Below are 15,768 nucleotides of genomic sequence, written 5' to 3' on the forward strand. Positions count from 1 at the left end.
GGTGTGAAGCCGCGCTCGGGAAGAGCGCGTTGGAGGGACGGTAGGGGGCGGGCGGCGGGGCCGGGTGCCGCAGGCCCCGTCCTCCTCGCGTCCGCGGCCCGGGGTCGCCGGCTCGAGCGTCGCGATCCGCGGGCGGAAGAGCACGTAGGAGAGCCCGTGGGAGAGTCCGCCGCGGGCGAGTGCGACCGGGAGGAGCGGCCGGGTCTGCTCGCGATGCCGCGGTTGACGACGCGGCCGGTCGGGCGTCGTGCGGCGGCGCGCGCCGCCGGCTGCGGACCGCCTTCCGCGAGGCCCGGGGCGCCCCCGCCGGGCCCCCGGGCGCCGCGGGGCACCGACCTGCGCCCCGAAGGGCCCTGGGGGCGGTGTTGGACACATCACCGACGGCCGCCCGTTCGATGCCCCCGGGGCCCCGGCGGGGCCCGGGATCATCGGCTCCCGCGGCGGCCTGCGCCACCCCGGGCGCGCACCTGGCCCCTCTTACGTCCATGCAGTTCAGAGGGTGTTTTCCGCCCGATCGGAGGCGATCGTGACGGCCGCCCGGGGGACATGTGCGGCGCGCCGGAACGGATGTCCGGGGATCAGGATTGCGGACGCTTGGGAGCGGGGACCAAAGTCATCGAAAAACATGGCCGCGGCGTTGCCAATTTGGGGGTTCATGAGAGCACATTTAGGGGCTACATTGAGCCACTCGCGTTCACCTGACAGCCCGTTGCCTTTCACCCGTGTTTTGCGCGGGGGGTGACGTCAGGGACGCACACTGTGCAACCACCCCACCGCCCAGAAGGACCGAAGGCTCCGTGCCCGTACCCGTACTTCTCGCCGGCCGCACCGTGCGGCTCGAGCCCCTCGCCCCCCGCCACACCGAGGCCTTGGCCGTGGCCGGCGCCGAGGATCGTACGACTTACGCCTTCACCCCCGTACCCCATGGGGTGCAGGCGTCCCACGAGTACATCGACCGCGCCCTCGCAGATCAGGCGGCGGGTCGATCGCTCCCCTTCGCGGTGGTCAGAGCCACCGACGGCCGGGTCGTCGGTTCGACCCGGTTCCTGGAACTCGACTACTGGCAGGGACCACTGGTGTGGCCCGCCGTGCCGGGCGTCCCGTTCGGTGATCCGGCGACCGCGATCCCCGATGCCGCCGAGATCGGCAATACCTGGCTGTCCCCGGGCGCCCAGGGGACGGGCATCAACACGGAGGCGAAGCTGCTCATGCTCCGCCATGCCTTCGAGACCTGGGGCGTACGCCGCATCTCGCTGCGCGCCGACGCCCGCAACGGGCGCTCGCGGGCCGCGATGGAACGGCTCGGGTTCACCTGCGAGGGGGTCCGCCGGGCTCATTCGCGGGGCCTGGACGGCGCCGTGCGCAGTACCGCCTTCTACTCGATCCTCGACGAGGAGTGGCCGGCCGTGCGGTCGATCATCGAGCTGAAGCTGTCGGCGGGCGCCCAGCGCAAGCGGCGCCGCAAGACCCTGGTCCCGGCGTAACGGTCCCGCGTTCGGCGCGGCGGTCCCGCGTACGCGCGGCGGTCCCGGCGGCCCCCGTCCCGTCCTCCCCCGGCGTCAGCCGAGGAAGGCCGGGGCGAGGGCCGATGCCATCAGCGGGGCGGGGGCGCCGCTGCCGTCGGCCGGCAGGGCGTACAGGTCGGCGCCGAAGTCGCCGGGCAGCGAGTAGACGACGGTCCTGTCGTCCCTCCACACCACCTGGTCGTCCACGCTGCGCTCCTCCGCGAGCGGCATCTCCCGCATCGAGGCCAGGTCCAGGACGTACAGCCGCCACGGGGCGTCGGGCGACAGGCCCGGCACCCGCTTCTTGAAGACCAGCCGGGTCCCGTCGGGCGACAGCGACGGGCATTCCAGGTTCTCGCGCAGCGTGGTCACGGTGCGTTCGCCGAGGTCGCCGCGGACCAGGTAGGTCTGGCCTCCGGTGGCGAGCGTCGCGTAGAACGTCCGCTCGTCGGCGGCGAAGGTCACCCCCCAGAAGTTGACGTCCGCGTTGCGGTAGGCCTTGCCGTCCTTGCGGATCGCGAAGTCCTCCAGCGAGGCGTCGAACCTCCCCGTGCGCAGATCGAGCAGCGAGGTCCGGGTGGAGAAGTTCGTACCGGCGTACGAGTCCCCGCCGACGAAGACCGTCCAGGCGACGAGGTGCCCGCCGGGCGAGACGCGGGCGCGGGTGGGGATCCCGGCCAGCGGGTGCGCGGAGACCTCCTTGAGGCGGGCGTCGAGGACGACGGCCCGGTAGCTCTCCTGGACCCCGCCCTTCTCCGCCTGGAGGCAGATCCCGGTGCCGGCGGCGGCGTGGAAGCGCAGGCAGCTCACTCCCGAGGCGGTACGGGGACCCTGAGGCGCGTCGGCGGGGACGGTGGCCAGCTCGTCGCGGTGCGGGCCCCACGCCATGTTCCGGAACACGATCCGCCGCCCGTCCCCGCCCGGGGCCAGGGTCACCTCGCCCCGGGTGATCTGCGGCCCGCCGGCCTGGCTCCGGTTCTTCTCGTCGGCCCGGGAGGAGGCCCGTACGACGGCGAGCACCCCCACGGCGGCGAGCAGCAGGACGGCGGAGACCAGGATCAGGATCCGGCGTTGGAGGGTCATGGGGGCCTTTCGGGGAGGTGGGGGAGGTTCGGGGCGGTGGGGACCGCTCAGCCGGCCCGCGCGGCGGCGGGCCGGTCGTCCATCGCGTCGGAGGGCCGCAGCAGTGCGCAGGCCGCGGCCGCGGCGGCCAGCAGTACGGCCGCGACCGCGAGGGCCGGGCGGGGGCCCCAGACGGTCCAGGCTGCGCCGAAGCCCAGCGAGGCGGCGAAGCGGGCGAGAGCCTGCCCGGTCTGGACGAGGGCGAGGCCGCCGCCGCGGTGCTCCTCGGGCACGGCTCCGGCGGCCGCTGCCATCAGCACCCCGTCGGTGGCCGCGTAGAAGCCGCCGTGGAGGAGGAGCACGGCGTACGGCAGGGCCGCGCTCCGGCCGTGCCCGGCCCCGCCGGCCAGCAGCAGCCCGTACGCGAGGAGCAGCGCGAGGTGGCCGCCGAGGAAGACGCGCCAGCGGCCCATGCGGTCGGCGAGCCGGCCGAGCGGCAGCGCGAGCAGGAAGAACGCGGCGGCGGTGCCCAGCGGCAGCAGGGCGAACCAGCGGTCGGCGATCCCGGTGGCCCGCTGGAGCAGCAGGAAGACGAAGGCGTCGCTGACGGTGCACAGCCCGAGCAGCAGGGCGCACAGGGCGATCCGGCGCAGGTCGCGGCGGCCCAGCAGCCCGAAGGCGGCGCGCAGCGAGACGGGTTCCGCGGCGGGCGAGGGCGCGGGCCCGGTGCGCCGGCCGGGCACGAACAGGACCAGCACGAGCACGCCGAGGGCGGCGACGCAGGCGCTGACCGTGAAGACGGCGTCGTAGCCGTCGGCGGCCCCGCGCAGGATCAGGAAGGCCAGGATCGGCCCGATCAGCGCGCCGGCGGTGTCCATGGCCCGGTGCACCCCGAAGGCCCGGCCGCGGTCCTCGGGGGCGGCGGCCAGGGAGATGAGCGCGTCGCGCGGGGCGGTGCGCAGGCCCTTGCCGGTGCGGTCGAGGGCGAGCACCGCGCCGATGGCGGGGAGGGTGTGGGCGAGCAGCAGCAGCGGTTTGCACAGGGCGGAGAGCCCGTAGCCGAGGCCGGCGAGGGCCTTGTGGCGGCCGAGGCGGTCGCCGAGGTGGCCCCCGGTGAGCCGGACCAGGGCGCTGATGCCGTTGTAGATCCCGTCGAGCAGACCGAAGCCGAGCGGGGACAGGCCGAGGCCTGCGACGAGGTAGAGCGGGAGCACGGCCGTGACCATCTCCGAGGAGACGTCGGTGATCAGGCTGACCGTGCCGAGGGCGAGGACCGTGGGGGCGAGCGCGGCGCGCCGCCCCGGGCTGATGCCCGGGACGGCGGCCTGCGGCTCGGGGGTCACGGCGGGCGCGGGGGTACCGCGGCTGTCCGCAACGTACATGGTCAGGAAGCCCAGATCCCCGTGATGTCCTTGGCGCTCGCCGCGTTCCCGGCGTGGGCGGTCAGACCGGCCAGGCCTTCCAGGGTGCGCAGCACGTCGTAGTGGTTGTAGGTGGTGGAGGAGGTGCTGCCGGGGGTGACGGGCTGGCCGTATAGCACGGTGGGGATCTTGTTGCCCGCGAGCCGGTTGTCCTCGTCGAAGGTGACGACGAGGAGGCTGTTGTGGGTCTTGGCCCAGTCCGCGTAGGCCTTGAGGTTGTTCTTGAGCCAGGTGTCGCCCGTGCCGACCGAGCAGTCGTGCATGTCACTGCACAGGTTCGGGACGACGAAGGACACCTTGGGGAGGGTGGTGTAGTCCGTCGGGAACTGGGTCATGGTCTTCGCGGTGCTGGTGGGCACGTTGGAGAAGGCGAACCAGGGGTTGTGCTTGCGGGCGTAGTCCCCGCTGCTGCACGTGGTGGAGCCCTGGCTGGGGAGGGTCTCGTTGTAGCTGGCCCAGCTCTTGCCCGCGGCGATGAGCTCGGAGGCGAGGTTGGGGGCGGAGCTGAAGCCGGGCGTGTAGCAGCTGTCGCCGGTGACGCCCTGGTTGGAGCCCGAGAAGAGCTGGAGGTAGTTGGGCGGCTCGGGTGGGTGATGCCGAAGGACTGCGTGAGGTTGGCGCCCCCGCTCTTGAGGGAGTTGATGTACGGGGCGCTGGAGCTGCCGATGACCTGGTTGTAGGCGTGGTTCTCGAAGACCACGACGACGACGTGGTCGGGGGCCGGAAGGCCCGCCGCGTGCGCGGGCTGGGCGGCGCCGAGGCCGGCCCACAGGGCCGTGCCGGCGGCGGTGAGGCCGAAGGCGGTGGCGAGGGCGGTCTTTCGGGCGGACCGTGACGAGGTCATGCCAAACACGGAAAATACCTCCGGGCAGGGGGTTCTGGTGGCGGCGCGTCGGCACCATACCCAGGGGCATGTGCATGGGCCAGGGACAGGCGGCTAACAGACCGGGAACTCCGAGGGCCTTCCCGGTGTTCGGCAACGCGCCGGCCTACGGAAGTCCAAGAGCTGGAAAAAAGGGGAACCGGGCAGCACGTAGGCTCATCCTTCGAACAAGAAGAGACCACCCCCAGGCGGGGTCATGACATCCCCCACGGGGCAGCACCAGCCGGAGAGCAACCGCACATGTCGTACTCACCCGACGGACAGCACCAGCCGTACCGATCGGAAGGGCAGTACCAGCAGCAGCCCTACGGCGCTTCGTACACGCAGCAGTACGAACCCCAGTACCAGCCCGAGCCCCCGTACGGGCCGCCGCAGCCGCCGTACGGCGAGCCGGAGGAGCCGCGGTACGAGGAGCGGCGGCCGCGCCGGGGCAGGCGCTGGCTGATCGCGGGCGTCACGGTCCTGGCCCTCGCCGGCATCGCGGCCGGGGTGATGTACCACTTCGAGATACCGCCGTTCACGGACAAGGGCAAGGACGTCTCCTTCGGCCAGCCCGCCGCGGGCGCGGGCAAGACCGGCGGGACGGGCGGCGCGGTCCAGCAGGCGCCCAACTCGAAGGCGCTGATGCCCACCGGCCCGCAGGCGGAGTTCAAGAACTCCATGACCCTGGCCGACGGCACGCACGTGGCCGTGACCACGCTGGACGGCAAGAAGTCCGGCTTCAAGGGCAAGGTGTGGGTCTGGGCGCCCAAGGAGTACAACGACCCGAAGTTCGCCAAGAGCGGCTTCCCGGTCATGATCGCCCTGCCCGGCGGGGCCGGCTACCCGAACAACTACTGGATGGGCACCGACCTGGGGCTCCAGACCAGCATCAGCAAGTGGTACGCCGAGGGCAAGAGCAAGCCCTTCATCCTCGCCATGCCCGTGCTGAACCCGGGCCCGGACGACAAGGGCATCTACTGGGACGGCTCCGACATCCCCGAGCAGCCGAAGATGGGCACCTGGCTGACCGAGGACGTCCCGGACCTGATGAAGGCGAATTTCCGCACCGTCAAGTCCCGTGACGGCTGGGCCTACATGGGCTCCTCCACCGGCGGTTTCGCGAGCCTGAAGGCGGTGCTCAAGTACCCGGAGAAGTTCAAGGCCGCGATCTGCTCCGGCCCGGACATCGTGCCCGACTCCTCGCTGTGGAAGGGCCACGAGAAGGAGAAGGCCGAGAACAACCCGGAGCTGCTGGCGAAGGCCCTGATCGAGAAGAAGGGCGCTCCGGACGTCTACCTCGCCTTCCAGGTCGGCGACAACGAGAACAACAAGAAGACGCTGCCCGACGTGCAGAAGTTCATCGCCACGTACGGCAAGGGGCCGATCCACACCAGCATGAGGGTCATCCCCGGCGGCCAGCACAACGCCAAGACCTACGTGCCGAACATGGGCGAGGGCCCGATCCAGTTCATCAGCAAGGTCATGGAAGGACCCGTGGAGTAACACCCGCCGCGATCGATTCCCCGCGCCCCGGCCCGCCGAACACCATCGGCGGGCCGTTGCCGTCCCAGGCCCGCCAGCCCGGGTCCCCGGTGGCGGCGAAGCGCACCCAGGCCGCGTGCATCCGGTCGGCCAGTTCCTGCGGGGCGTCCGGCCCGGCCAGCCAGGAGGACTCCGGCACGTCGAGCGTGTCGAACACGAAGCCCAGCTCCAGGGCGTGACAGGCGCCCAGGCCGGGGACGCCCGAGGGCCAGCCGAACTCGTACAGGAAGCTCGGGGCGGAGCGCCGCGCCCCGGCGAGCCGGCGCAGCGGATCGCGCAGCAGCCGGTCGGTGAGCAGCTGCCCCGCGAGCTCGCCCGCGCCCGCCCCCGGCAGTGCGGCGCGCAGCGCCCGTACGGCGGCCCGGTCCTTGCCGCTGCGGGCCCGGGCCAAGGCCAGGGTGAGCGGACCGAGCCGGTCCATGACGGGCAGCGCGCCGGTGGGGGCGAGCCAGAGCCGGTACTCCTCGGTGGTCCAGCCCAGGAGCAGGGGTACGTCCGCCGCCCCGGCGGCCTCCAGCGGGTCACCGGGCAGCGTGTCCGGGTCGGTGACGAGGCCGAAGGCCGGGCCCCCGGTGAGCGGGCCGGAACGGCGCAGTACGGCGCCCTGGGCGGCGAGCAGGTCGGGGAGGGCGGTGGCACCGAAGGCCTCCGCGGTCGCGGGGACCTTCAGCAGGGAGGCCATCCGCCGGACCACGGCGCGCACCTTCTCGCGCGCCAGCACCTCGGGGGCGCCGCTCTGCAGGGCCGCCCGGGCGAAGAGCCCGGCGGCGCGCGGGGATCCGAGCAGGGCTCCGACGCTGATGGCTCCGGCGGACTCGCCGAAGACGGTGACGCGGGCGGGGTCCCCGCCGAACGCCTCGATGTTGTCGCGGACCCAGGTCAGGGCGGCGATCTGGTCGAGCAGCCCGCGGTTGGCGGGGGCGTCGGGGAAGAGCCCGTAGCCGAGGACGCCCAGGCGGTAGTTGACGGAGACGAAAACCACCCCGTCACGGGCGAAGGCCGAGCCGTCGTAGACGGGGACGGCCGAGGAGCCGCGGGTGAGCGCCCCGCCGTGCAGCCACACCATGACCGGCACCCGGGCCCCCGGCGCCGGGTGCGGGGTCCACACGTTGAGGTTCAGGCAGTCGTCCCCGGGGACCTCGGGGTCGGGCAGCAGGGCGGCGAACTTCGGCGGGTAGGGCACCTTGGGCGCGGTGGGCCCGAAGGCTCCGGCGTCGCGCACGCCCTCCCAGGCGGCCGGGGGTACGGGCGCGGCGAAGCGCAGGGCTCCGACGGGCGGGGCGGCGTACGGGACGCCCCGGAAGACGGCGGTGCCGCCCCGGCCGTTCCGGCCCTCGACGAGGCCGTACCCGGTCCTGACCCGGGGCCGGCCGCTGCCGCCCGCTGCGCTCATCGCGTCCTCCGTCGAACCGCCCCCGCGACGAGGGCCCGAATGCGGCGTTCCGCCGCCCGGGCACGGTCGCACAGGCCTGCGAGGGGTGACAAGGCGTGACCCGGTGCGGGGCGGTCCGGGTTGGACCGGCATGCGATCCATGCGTATCCACCCCGGCGTCCGCGGCCTCGTCCGGGCGGCCGGGCCGGTCCACCCGCTCGCGCCCGTGCTGCTGCCCCTGCTCCTGCTCGTGGCGGCGGGCCCGGCGCGGGCCGCGGCCGGACCCGGCTTCCAGTACGTCGGCCAGGACGACAAGGTCCACGGCATCGCCGCCCCGAAGGGCTGTGTGGCGGCGAAGGGCGGCGGCTCCAGGGCCGCCACCAACTCCACCCGCGGCACGGCGACCTTCTACCGGGAGCCGGGCTGCGCGGGCAGCCCGGCGGCCGTGCTGCAGCCGGGCGCCGCGGGTCAGATCACTCCGTATTTCGCCTCCGTGCGATTTTCCTTCACCACCTCGGCCCAGCGGCCGTGACCGCTCGGCCTCGGCCGCGTTGTACGCCATGTCACATGCCACGGACCTCTGTGGCAGCCACACATCTCACGAGGAGATCTTGATGTCGCGTATCGCGAAGGCAATCGCCGTCACCGCTGTTGCCGGTAGCGCCCTGGCCGCCGGCGCCGGGCTGGCCGTCGCCGATGCCGGAGCGCACGGTGCGGCGGTCGGCTCCCCCGGTGTCCTCTCGGGCAACCTGGTCCAGGTTCCGGTTCACGTCCCGGTCAACGTCTGCGGCAACACCGTGAACGTGATCGCCCTGCTCAACCCGGCGTTCGGCAACACCTGCGTCAACGCGTCGGGTGGCGGCGAGCACCACACCGAGGGCTACGGCGGCTGACGGCCGGTCGAAGGACCGAGGGCCCCCGCCGCATGGCGGGGGCCCTTTCCGTTCCCGCGGCCGTCACTCGTAGCGGTAGAGGCCCTGGTGGCTGAGCATGTCGCGCGGGGTGAGGTCCCACGGGGGCATCGGCTCGTCGAGGGCGATCACCCGGCCGCGCTGGAGGTCGCCCGGTTCGAGCGGGGCGGCGGGCAGGTAGCCGGAGCGGGGGTGCCTCTGCTGCCAGCGGTCCCAGAGCAGGTCCACGAAGGCGTGGTGCAGCCAGAAGGCCGGGTCGTTGGGGGCCGTCCCGCCCGTCATGTGACCGCCGATCCACTGGTGCACCTTGTTGTGGTTGCGCCAGCGCTCACTCTTCGGCGCCGCCCAGCCCTCCAGCTTGTTGCGGAACCCCCCGCCCCGGGCCGTCGAGTCCCAGGGCGAGGTGTCGTACGTCGGGTCGTCGAGCGCCCACTGGAGCTCGGCCGCGGTGGGCAGGGCGATCGGCTTCTGCGGCCGGCCCAGGTTGCGGGTCAGGAAGCGGGCCTCCGTGATGCCGACCGTGATCTCCCAGTTGCCGTTGTCGTAGGCGAACGGGCCGGTCATCACCCGGCGGTCGCCCTCGCGGCCGGTACCGCCGAGGAAGTCCTCGGCCCAGAGGGAGGAGACCGGGCTGTTGTCCGCGGTCCAGTCCCAGTACGGGACCGAGACGCCCGGATCGACACCCTGGAGCAGCCGCTCGAACTGGAGCAGGTAGCGCCGGTGCCAGGGGAAGAAGGACGGGGACATGTGCCCGACGCGCAGTTTGCTGTCGCGGTCGGGCACGAAGTACTTGTCGTGGGTGCGCACCAGGTCGTCGTACGCGCCGGTGCGCTTGACCTCCAGCACGGCCGCCGTGAACCGCTTCTTCTGGGCGCGGGTCAGGTTCTTCTGGTTCTGCCGGGTGTACATGCGGGGCTCCTCAGCCGTGGTGCGGGGCCGCGAACGCCAGCTGCGTGGTGCCCAGCTCGTCGACGGCGGCGCGGGCGAGTTCCAGCGGGGTCCCGAAGGACTGGAAGTGGTTGATCCCGCTCAGGTAGCTGCCGTCCGCGCGGCGCATGACGTGCAGCGGGCGGCCGTCGATGCGGACGCCTGCGAGGTCGACGGCGATGTGCCGGCCCCGGTACGTCTCCTCGGCGAGGGGAGCCGGGGTCAGGGTCTGCCGGGGGCGGCGGGCGCGCAGTACGGGGGCCAGGGCCGCGGCCGTACCGGCGAGCACCGCCGCGGTGAAGGCCGTACGAAGGACCGTGCGGCGGGTGAGTGCTGCGGAGGCGGGTGTGGCGTACATACGGTCTCCTTCGCTCGGTGGTCCGCGCTACGGGGTCTAACGCGGAGCGGCGGGCGAGGTCACCTCAACGGCTCAGGTGCTTGGGGAAGAGGCCACCGGTCGACCCCGCCCTCCCGCCGAGGCCCTTCCCGAAGGGGTGTCCGCAAGGTCCTGAACGGCCCGCGGCGCCCGGCGCGCCAGGAGCGCGCACCGGACGCCGCGGGGCCGCCGTGGTCCGAAGGAGACGGCCTCAGGGGGCCGGGAGTTCCGCGAAGTCGGCCACCAGGGTGTGGTGGTGGCCCGGGGTGCCCAGGGCCAGGGCCGCGCTCTTGGCGCGCTTGAGGTAGAGGTGGGCCGGGTGTTCCCAGGTCATGCCGATGCCGCCGTGCAGCTGCACGCACTCCTCCGCGGCCCGCACCGCGACGCCGGAGCAGTACGCCTGCGCGACCGCCACCGTGAGCGGGGCGTCGGGCGCCCCGGTCGCCAGTGCGTCCGCCGCCGCGCGGGCCGCCGCGCGCGCCGATGCCACGTCCAGCCACAGCCGGGCCAGCCGGTGCTTCAGCGCCTGGAAGGAGCCGACCGGCCGGTTGAACTGGTGGCGCCCGCGCACGTGCCGCACCGTCTCCGCCAGGCACCACTGCGCGAGCCCGAGCTGCTCGGAGGCCAGCAGTCCGGCCCCCGAGAGCAGCGCGCCGGCGACCGCCGCCCGCGCCGTCGCCGGGTCCGCGAGCCGGGTGCCCGCGGCGCCGTCCAGGGTCACCGTGGCGAGCGGGCGGGTCAGGTCCAGCGGGACCCGCTCCGTCAGCGAGACCTCCGCCGTCGGAACCGCGTACAGCCCCGTGTCGGCGAGGACCAGCAGGACGTCGGCGGCCACCGCGTCCGCCACCGAGGTGACGGTGCCCGTCAGGATCCCGCCGCCGGTGTCCCGGACGGCGGCCGGCAGCGGCGCGCCCGGAGCCTGCGTCAGGGGCAGCGCGGGGACGCACACCTGCCGGCCCGCGGCCAGCTCCCGCAGCGGTCCGGCGACGTCCGGGGTGTCGCAGCCCAGCAGGATCTCCGTCGCGAGCACCGCGCTCGTCAGGTACGGCACCGGAGCCACCGCCCGCCCCAGCTCCTCCAGGACCACGGCCGCCTCCCGGTGGCCCGCGCCCTGGCCGCCGAGCTTCTCCGGTACGAGCAGCCCGGCGGTGCCGATCTCCGCCGCGAGCGTGTGCCACAGAGCGGGGTCGTGCGGCCGGCCGGTCTCCGCCCGGGCGAGTACGTCCGCCGGTGCGCACCGGTCCGCGAGCAGGGCCCGTACGGCGGACCGGAGCTCCTCCTCCGTCTCGGAGTAGAGGAGGTCGAACGCAGTGCTCATCGGGCCAGGTCCTTCCAGGCGAGGTCCTTGTCGTCGCGCGGCTCGGCGGGCAGGCCGAGGACGCGTTCGGCGACGATGTTGAGGAGGATTTCGCTGGTGCCGCCCTCGATGCTGTTGCCCTTGGCGCGCAGGTAGCGGTAGCCGGCGTCGCGGCCGGTGAAGTCGACGAGCTCGGGCCGGCGCATCGTCCAGTCCTCGTACAGCAGGCCCTCCTCGCCGAGGAGTTCCACTTCCAGGCCGCTGATCTCCTGGTTGAGGCGGGCGAAGGTGAGCTTCATCCCGGAGCCCTCGGGGCCGGGCTGTCCGGCGGCGAGCTGCTGGCGCAGCCGCTCGCCGGTGAGGCGGGCCACCTCCGCCTCCACCCACAGTTCGAGCAGACGCTGGTGCAGGGCGTGGGTACGGAGCCCGGGCCGCTCGCGCCAGGCCGCGGCGACGGGCGCGATCATGCCGCCCTCGCGCGGGATCCGCATGCCGCCGATGGAGACGCGTTCGTTCATCAGGGTGGTGCGGGCGACCTCCCAGCCCTGGCCCACGGCGCCGAGGCGGTGGCTGTCGGGGATGCGGACGCCGGTCAGGAAGACCTCGTTGAACTCGGCCTCGCCGGTGATCTGGCGCAGCGGCCGGACCTCGACTCCGGGGGCGTGCATGTCGCAGAGGAAGTACGTGATGCCCTGGTGCTTGGGGAGCGCCGGGTCGGTGCGGGCGATCAGGATGGCCCAGCGGGCGGTGTGGGCGCTGGAGGTCCACACCTTCTGGCCGTCGACGATCCAGTCGCCGGTGGCGGCGTCGCGCAGCGCCCGGGTGCCGAGCGCGGCGAGGTCGGAGCCGGCGCCGGGTTCGCTGAAGAGCTGGCACCAGACCTCCTCCCCCACCCACAGGGGGCGCAGGAAGCGGCGTTTCTGCTCGTCGGTGCCGTACGCGAGGATCGTGGGCGCGGCCATGCCGAGGCCGATGCCGATCCGGCGCGGGTCGTTGTCGGGGGCGCCGGCGGCTTCGAGTTCGGCGTCGACGACGGCCTGGAGGGTGCGGGGTGCGGCGAGTCCGCCGAGGCCCTCGGGGTAGTGGACCCAGGCGAGGCCGGCGTCGAAGCGGGCCCGCAGGAAGTCGGCGCGGCCGGTGTCGGCGGGCGGGTGCGCGGCGAGCAGGTCCCGGACGCGGGTGAGCAGGTGTTCGGCGGTGATCACGGTCATCGGGACACACCCGGCTGCCGGGGCAGGGCCAGGACGATCCGGCCGGTGGTGGTGCCGTCGGCGAGGCGCTGTACGGCGTCGGCCACGGCGGCCATGTCGATGGTCTCGCTGATCAGGGGTGTGATCGCGCCTTCGGCTGCGAGGCGGGTGAGTTCGGTGTGGCAGGCGAGGACCGAGGCCGGGTCCTTGGCCGCGTACAGGCCCCAGTGGAGGCCGAGGATCGCGTAGTTCTTGACGAGGGCGTGGTTCAGGGCGGGGGTGGGGATGGTGCCGCTCGCGAAGCCGACGACGACGATCCGGCCCTCGAAGGCCACGCACTTGGCGGAGGCGGTGTACGAGTCGCCGCCGACGGGGTCGTAGACCACGTCGGCCCCGCGCCCGCCGGTGAACTCCTTCACCCGGGAGACGACGTCCTCGCTCTTCCGGTCGATCACCAGGTCGCAGCCGAGTTCCTCGGCGGTGCGCACCTTGGCCTTGCCCCCGACGACCCCGATGACGGTGGCCCCGGCGGCCTTGCCGAGCTGGACGGCGGCGCTGCCGACCCCGCCGGCGGCGGCGTGCACGAGCAGGGTCTCACCGGCCTGGAGGCGGGCCCGGCGGTGCAGGCCGAACCAGCCGGTCTGGTAGCCGATGTGCAGGGCGGCGGCCTGGGCGTCGTCGAGGCTTTCGGGGGCCGGGAGCAGGCCGCGCTCGGAGGCGGTCACGTACTCGGCGAAGCCGCCGTGGGGCAGGCTCGGGGTGGCGATGACCCGGCGGCCGTCCTCGGTGAGGCCGCAGATCTCGACCCCGGGGGTGAAGGGCAGCGGCGGGCGGACCTGGTACTGGCCGCGGACGAGCAGCGCGTCGGGGAAGTTGAGGTTGGCCGCGAGGACCCGCAGCCGCACCTCGCCCTCGCCGGGGACCGGTTCGGGAATCTCCTCGAGGCGCAGAGCCTCTCGGGGTTCGCCGGGGGTATGTACTCGCCATGCCTGCATCCGGGGCCTCCAGCCGCCGTCGAGGAACCACGCTCCGCGGGCATACTAAGCGGTCGCTTGTCACTCTGGGAACCGTCGGCGGGACGGATTCCGGGCCGGACCGAAACACCACGCGTCATTCCGGCCACTTCCTTCCCGGATCCGGCAGCATGTGGCGTGCACTCGTCATGACTTGAGTCCAGGGGGGACCACCACATGAGAAGAAGCACGTCCGCGGCCGCGGCCGCCGTCGTCCTGGCCGGGCTGATCACGACCGCCGCCCCGGCCGCGGCCGCCGGGACCGCGTGCACGCCGGACATCCTGCGGCTGCCGGCCCTCGCGCAGGGCCCCTCGCCCGCCTACGGGTCCGTACGGGCCTTCGGGGCCGGCGGACTGGTGGCCGGCGAAAGCGCCGGACTGCCCGCGTACTGGACCGCCGACCACGCGGTGCACGCCGTGCCGCTGCCCGAGGGCTTCGTGTCCGGCGAGGTCCTCGCGGTGAACGCCGGCGGCCTGATGGTGGGAACGCTCCGGCGGGCCGGCGGCTCCGACACCCCGTACGGGTTCACGTACCAGAAGGGCGCGGCCGCGGTCCGGCTGATCGGCGGCGGAGCCGCGCCGGGCGCCGTGACGGACGTCAACGACGCGGGCCGCTCCGTCGGCATGGAGGGCGGCGTCGCCAAGGAGTGGCGGGGCGGCGCGGTGGTGCGCGAACTGCCCGTGCCCGCGGACGCCCATCCGGGCACCGGGATCGTCTCGGTGGACGGGATCAACGCGCGCGGCGACATCGTCGGCACGGCGAGGACGTCCTACGAGGAGGACGACCAGCTCAGGGGGAAGACCTTCCCGGTCGTCTGGCCCGCCGGGGGCGGCTACCCGCCCTACAGCCTGCGGGTGTGGACCGAGGACGACCCGACGGTGCGGACGTCCGCGGCCGGCATCGACGACCGCGGCCGGGTCGTCGGCCACGAGGACCGCAGCCACCGCGACTGGCAGGAGCGCAAGCCGGCCGTCTGGAAGAAGCCGTACGACGCCCTCCCGAACGACCCCGGCCGGGTCAAGGGCTACGACCACGTGACCTTCGACGGGCTCAGCCCGGCCACGAACGTGGCCGTCGGCTCGGCCGTCACCTTCGTCGAGGGGTACCCCAACCGGCTCCACGCCGCGTACTGGCCGGGCACGGGAGCCCCGCTGGCCCTCCCCCACCCCGCCGGCACCGGCCCGGACTCGCGCAGTTCGGCGTACGCGGCCTCGGACGACGACCGGGTGGGCGGGAACTTCTACGACTGGGAGACGCTGAAGGGCACCGCCGTGGTCTGGACCTGCGCGAGCAAGCAGGCGTACGCGCCGCAGGGTTGACCCCGCCGCGGGCATGGCCATCTCGGCTCCCGCGCGCTATCGATGCCCCATGACGGACGAGACCCCGCGCGGGCTGCCCGCGCCCCCGCCGCTCGGCGCGGCCGCCCTGCCCCCCGGTACGTACGGGGGGCGGGTGATCCTCGTGACGGGCGGCGGGACCGGGCTGGGCAAGGCCATCGCCGCCGAGTTCGCGCGGCTCGGCGCGGACCTGGTGATCGCGGGCCGGCGCGCCGGGCGGCTGGAGGCGGCGCGCAAGGAGTTGTCAGCCGTCCCCGGCGCGGGGCGGGTGACGGCCGCCGTCTGCGACATCCGGGATCCCGAGCGGATCGCGGAGGTCTTCGACGCGGCGCAGGCGGCGCTCGGCCTGCCGGACGTCCTGGTCAACAACGCGGCCGCCAACTTCCCCTCCCCGGCGGAGGACCTGTCCCCGAACGCCTGGCGGGCGGTCGTCGACATCACCCTGACCGGCACCTGGTTCATGACGCGCGAGTTCGCCCGCCGCCACCTCGGCGACGGTACGCCCGGCTCCATCGTGAACATCGGCGCCTCGTACGCCTGGACCGGCGGGCCGGGCTTCGCCCACAGCGCGGCGGCCAAGGCCGGCGTGAAGAACCTGGTGGAGACCCTCGCCGTCGAGTGGGGCCCCTACGGCATCCAGGTCAACGCTCTCGTACCGGGCCTGTTCCCGCACGCCGACATGACCGAGGAGATCCGCGGCGGCCTGGAGCGCGCCGCACCCGATGCGAAGGACTCGCGCCAGCCCGCCCTGCGCGTCGGCGCCCCGCGCGAACTCGGCTGGGCGGCCACCTTCCTGGCCTCCCCGTACGCCCGGTTCATCACCGGGCACACGCTGGTGGTCGACGGGGCGAACTGGCAGCGCCGCTCACCGGTCAACCCGGAGGTGGTCCCGGTCCGCACGCAGCTGGGCCGCGGCCCGTTCACCCCGTGAGCGCCTGTTGTCAGTGCC

14 protein-coding genes and 1 pseudogene are annotated in these 15,768 nt (G+C 73.8%); 6 read left to right on the forward strand and 9 right to left on the reverse strand.

Features of this window, described 5'->3' with window-relative positions:
- Window positions 1-797 precede the first annotated feature (797 nt).
- On the forward strand, window positions 798-1,484 hold the full coding sequence (locus tag ACS04_RS23280; RefSeq protein WP_048478673.1) for a GNAT family N-acetyltransferase: 687 nt from the start codon (window positions 798-800) through the stop codon (window positions 1,482-1,484).
- A gap of 75 nt (window positions 1,485-1,559) precedes the next feature.
- On the opposite strand, the gene ACS04_RS23285 is transcribed toward ACS04_RS23280, so the two are convergent.
- From ACS04_RS23285 to ACS04_RS23295, 3 genes and pseudogenes are all read right to left on the reverse strand, one after another.
- Window positions 1,560-2,588 (reverse strand): TolB-like translocation protein, encoded by a 1,029-nt coding sequence (locus ACS04_RS23285; protein ID WP_048478674.1) that lies wholly within the window; start codon window positions 2,586-2,588, stop codon window positions 1,560-1,562.
- A 47-nt stretch (window positions 2,589-2,635) separates the two neighbouring features.
- A complete protein-coding gene (locus ACS04_RS23290; RefSeq protein WP_063839294.1) occupies window positions 2,636-3,949 on the reverse strand; it encodes an MFS transporter in 1,314 nt (437 codons plus the stop codon).
- 2 nt (window positions 3,950-3,951) lie between these two features.
- Window positions 3,952-4,832: pseudogene (locus tag ACS04_RS23295) on the reverse strand (alkaline phosphatase family protein).
- Window positions 4,833-5,111: 279 nt separating this feature from the next.
- Here ACS04_RS23295 and ACS04_RS23300 point away from each other — a divergent pair.
- Window positions 5,112-6,356 carry an alpha/beta hydrolase-fold protein gene (locus ACS04_RS23300; RefSeq protein WP_078865203.1) on the forward strand — a complete coding sequence of 415 codons (1,245 nt, stop codon included), beginning with the start codon at window positions 5,112-5,114 and terminating at the stop codon, window positions 6,354-6,356.
- On the opposite strand, the gene ACS04_RS23305 is transcribed toward ACS04_RS23300, so the two are convergent.
- Window positions 6,334-7,788 (reverse strand): carboxylesterase/lipase family protein, encoded by a 1,455-nt coding sequence (locus ACS04_RS23305; RefSeq protein WP_048478675.1) that lies wholly within the window; start codon window positions 7,786-7,788, stop codon window positions 6,334-6,336. The genes ACS04_RS23300 and ACS04_RS23305 overlap by 23 nt on opposite strands.
- 130 nt (window positions 7,789-7,918) lie before the next feature.
- On the opposite strand from ACS04_RS23305, the gene ACS04_RS23310 reads away from it, so the two are divergent.
- Both ACS04_RS23310 and ACS04_RS23315 read left to right on the forward strand, forming a co-directional pair.
- Complete coding sequence (locus tag ACS04_RS23310) at window positions 7,919-8,299, forward strand: hypothetical protein (RefSeq protein WP_209441758.1); 381 nt, start codon at window positions 7,919-7,921, stop codon at window positions 8,297-8,299.
- 82 nt (window positions 8,300-8,381) lie between these two features.
- A complete protein-coding gene (locus tag ACS04_RS23315; RefSeq protein WP_030154075.1) occupies window positions 8,382-8,660 on the forward strand; it encodes a chaplin in 279 nt (92 codons plus the stop codon).
- Between the two features lie 63 nt (window positions 8,661-8,723).
- On the opposite strand, the gene ACS04_RS23320 is transcribed toward ACS04_RS23315, so the two are convergent.
- The 5 genes from ACS04_RS23320 to ACS04_RS23340 form a co-directional block, all read right to left on the reverse strand.
- The gene (locus ACS04_RS23320; RefSeq protein WP_048478677.1) at window positions 8,724-9,587 is read right to left on the reverse strand and encodes a tyrosinase family protein; all 864 of its coding nucleotides are present in this window, start codon (window positions 9,585-9,587) and stop codon (window positions 8,724-8,726) included.
- A 10-nt stretch (window positions 9,588-9,597) separates the two neighbouring features.
- Window positions 9,598-9,963 (reverse strand): tyrosinase family oxidase copper chaperone, encoded by a 366-nt coding sequence (locus tag ACS04_RS23325; protein ID WP_048478678.1) that lies wholly within the window; start codon window positions 9,961-9,963, stop codon window positions 9,598-9,600.
- Window positions 9,964-10,192: 229 nt separating this feature from the next.
- Entirely contained in the window at window positions 10,193-11,299 is a 1,107-nt protein-coding gene (locus ACS04_RS23330; protein ID WP_048478679.1) for an acyl-CoA dehydrogenase family protein, read from the reverse strand.
- Window positions 11,296-12,489, reverse strand: a complete 1,194-nt coding sequence (locus tag ACS04_RS23335) for an acyl-CoA dehydrogenase family protein (protein WP_048478680.1) — start codon at window positions 12,487-12,489, stop codon at window positions 11,296-11,298. Before ACS04_RS23335 ends, ACS04_RS23330 begins: the two co-directional genes overlap by 4 nt.
- Entirely contained in the window at window positions 12,486-13,463 is a 978-nt protein-coding gene (locus ACS04_RS23340; RefSeq protein WP_048478681.1) for an NADPH:quinone oxidoreductase family protein, read from the reverse strand. Before ACS04_RS23340 ends, ACS04_RS23335 begins: the two co-directional genes overlap by 4 nt.
- A gap of 195 nt (window positions 13,464-13,658) precedes the next feature.
- Here ACS04_RS23340 and ACS04_RS35430 point away from each other — a divergent pair, with 195 nt between their 5' ends.
- Both ACS04_RS35430 and ACS04_RS23350 read left to right on the forward strand, forming a co-directional pair.
- On the forward strand, window positions 13,659-14,801 hold the full coding sequence (locus ACS04_RS35430; protein WP_053080909.1) for a hypothetical protein: 1,143 nt from the start codon (window positions 13,659-13,661) through the stop codon (window positions 14,799-14,801).
- A gap of 49 nt (window positions 14,802-14,850) precedes the next feature.
- Window positions 14,851-15,750: an SDR family oxidoreductase gene (locus ACS04_RS23350; protein ID WP_048478682.1), complete on the forward strand. Its 900-nt coding sequence runs from the start codon at window positions 14,851-14,853 to the stop codon at window positions 15,748-15,750.
- The last annotated feature ends 18 nt before the right edge of the window (window positions 15,751-15,768 follow it).

Origin of the sequence: Streptomyces roseus, assembly GCF_001044425.1 — a bacterium.
GTDB lineage: Bacteria > Actinomycetota > Actinomycetes > Streptomycetales > Streptomycetaceae > Streptomyces > Streptomyces roseus.

Bases quoted from the DNA above. Each gene is read 5' to 3' on its own strand.
- ACS04_RS23305 (WP_048478675.1), bottom strand. From the start codon at position 7,788: ATGAGCGCAGCGGGCGGCAGCGGCCGGCCCCGGGTCAGGACCGGGTAC.
- ACS04_RS23285 (WP_048478674.1), bottom strand. From the start codon at position 2,588: ATGACCCTCCAACGCCGGATCCTGATCCTGGTCTCCGCCGTCCTGCTG.
- ACS04_RS23350 (WP_048478682.1), top strand. From the start codon at position 14,851: ATGACGGACGAGACCCCGCGCGGGCTGCCCGCGCCCCCGCCGCTCGGC.
- ACS04_RS23290 (WP_063839294.1), bottom strand. From the start codon at position 3,949: ATGTACGTTGCGGACAGCCGCGGTACCCCCGCGCCCGCCGTGACCCCC.
- ACS04_RS23325 (WP_048478678.1), bottom strand. From the start codon at position 9,963: ATGTACGCCACACCCGCCTCCGCAGCACTCACCCGCCGCACGGTCCTT.
- ACS04_RS23340 (WP_048478681.1), bottom strand. From the start codon at position 13,463: ATGCAGGCATGGCGAGTACATACCCCCGGCGAACCCCGAGAGGCTCTG.
- ACS04_RS23300 (WP_078865203.1), top strand. From the start codon at position 5,112: ATGTCGTACTCACCCGACGGACAGCACCAGCCGTACCGATCGGAAGGG.
- ACS04_RS23320 (WP_048478677.1), bottom strand. From the start codon at position 9,587: ATGTACACCCGGCAGAACCAGAAGAACCTGACCCGCGCCCAGAAGAAG.
- ACS04_RS35430 (WP_053080909.1), top strand. From the start codon at position 13,659: ATGAGAAGAAGCACGTCCGCGGCCGCGGCCGCCGTCGTCCTGGCCGGG.
- ACS04_RS23310 (WP_209441758.1), top strand. From the start codon at position 7,919: ATGCGATCCATGCGTATCCACCCCGGCGTCCGCGGCCTCGTCCGGGCG.
- ACS04_RS23335 (WP_048478680.1), bottom strand. From the start codon at position 12,489: ATGACCGTGATCACCGCCGAACACCTGCTCACCCGCGTCCGGGACCTG.
- ACS04_RS23315 (WP_030154075.1), top strand. From the start codon at position 8,382: ATGTCGCGTATCGCGAAGGCAATCGCCGTCACCGCTGTTGCCGGTAGC.
- ACS04_RS23330 (WP_048478679.1), bottom strand. From the start codon at position 11,299: ATGAGCACTGCGTTCGACCTCCTCTACTCCGAGACGGAGGAGGAGCTC.